We start from the raw sequence: 1,514 nt of genomic DNA, 5'->3' as shown, positions 1-1,514 counted from the left end.
CCAGAACGCGTATGCCCTCGGGCATGACCTCCTTGCCGATGCCGTCGCCCGCGATGACTGCGATTTTCTTTTTTCCGGTGAGCTTGTTCATGAGGGTCCTTTGGGTATGTTGATCAGGGTTTGAAAAAATCGAGTGCCTGCGCCAACAGCAATGCCGGCGCTTCTTCGGCAATGTAGTGCCCGCATGGCAGGCTCATGCCCGACACATCCTGCGCGCGCTCGCGCCAGAGATCGAGCACCTTGAAGCATTGGCCCACCGTGCCGTGCTCGCCCCACAGCACGTGCAGCGGCTGCACCAACCGCAGGCCTGCTGCGACGTCGGCGCGGTCATGGACCAGATCGATCGTGGCGGAGGCCCGGTAGTCTTCGCAAATGCTCGCAGCAGTGCCGGGGATCTGCGCGCAACGCTCGTACTCGGCCAGTGCGGCGGGCGCAAATGCGGCAAGGCCGGCATGGCGCTTGCCCATCACGCCGCGCACGTAGCGCACAGGGTCGGACTCTATCAATGCTTCCGGCAAGGGCGGAGGCTGGATCAGGAAGAACCAGTGCCAGTAAGCGCGCGCAAAGGCATCCGAGGCGGCCTCGTACATGGCAAGGGTGGGCGCGATGTCCAGCAGCATCAGGCGCTGCACCGCATCCGGATGGTCGGCCGCCAGCCGGTGTGCTACCCGCGCGCCGCGGTCATGGGCCAGCACCTGGAAGCGCGAAAATCCGCAGGCGCTCATGACGGCCATGGCGTCCTGCGCCATGGCGCGTTTTGAATAGGCCTGGTGATCCGCGTCACTCGCAACCCGGGCCGAATCCCCGTAGCCGCGCAGGTCCATCATGACCACAGTGAACACCTTGGCCAGTTCACCGGCCACCGCATGCCACATCGCATGGGTTTGCGGATGGCCGTGCAGCAGCAGCAAGGGCGCGCCGCTGCCGCCTTGTACGACGCGCAGCCTGCCGGCGGGCCCTTGTACGTCGCGTGAGGAAAATCCTTCGAACATCGATCAGCCTTGATTCTGGTGGGTGCAGTTGCGGCCTGCCCGTCTGCCCACCCCTGTGTATTTACCTGGGACTGATTTTGTAGAAGATGCCGCCATGATTCAAGCAATAATCAAGCAATCAATTATTTCCTTTAAGGCATGAATGGATCGCAGCGATCTTGAACTGGTGCTGGCCGTACGCGACGGCGGCAGCCTCACCGCAGCCGCGCTCAGCCTGGACGTGGCGCCGCCGGTGGTGACCAAACGCCTCGCCGCGCTGGAGGCCCAGCTGGGGCAACGCCTGTTCCAGCGCACCACACGGCGTGTCAGCCCCACGGCCGAAGGGGAAACCGTGTGCGAGCGCGCGCAGGTCCTGCTACAGGGTTTTATGGCGCTTGAATCGGAACTGCAGGAACGCAAGGCCGAACCCACCGGGTTGATCCGCCTGGCCGCTACCTTCGGTTTTGGGCGACTCTGGCTAGGGCCAGCGCTGGCCGCCTTCCAGGAACGTTATCCGCGCATCGAAATCCAGCTGCAACTGAC

Annotated in this window: 2 protein-coding genes; one reads left to right on the top strand and one right to left on the bottom strand. The window is 63.7% G+C overall.

All coding sequences use genetic code 11. The features are described 5' to 3' along the window. Nucleotides 1-113 precede the first annotated feature (113 nt). Complete coding sequence (locus AC1D0P_RS25550) at nt 114-992, bottom strand: alpha/beta fold hydrolase (RefSeq protein WP_477679293.1); 879 nt, start codon at nt 990-992, stop codon at nt 114-116. Nucleotides 993-1,134: 142 nt separating this feature from the next. Here AC1D0P_RS25550 and AC1D0P_RS25545 point away from each other — a divergent pair. Further along, nucleotides 1,135-1,514 (top strand): LysR family transcriptional regulator (locus AC1D0P_RS25545; protein ID WP_477679292.1); only part of this gene is annotated, 380 nt, incomplete at its 3' end.

The organism is Polaromonas sp. P1_G2 (genome assembly GCF_056405515.1).
This window is presented reverse-complemented; position numbering and strand designations above follow the sequence as displayed.

Coding starts and splice junctions, on each gene's coding strand:
- AC1D0P_RS25550 (WP_477679293.1), bottom strand. CDS start 992: ATGTTCGAAGGATTTTCCTCACGCGACGTACAAGGGCCCGCCGGCAGG.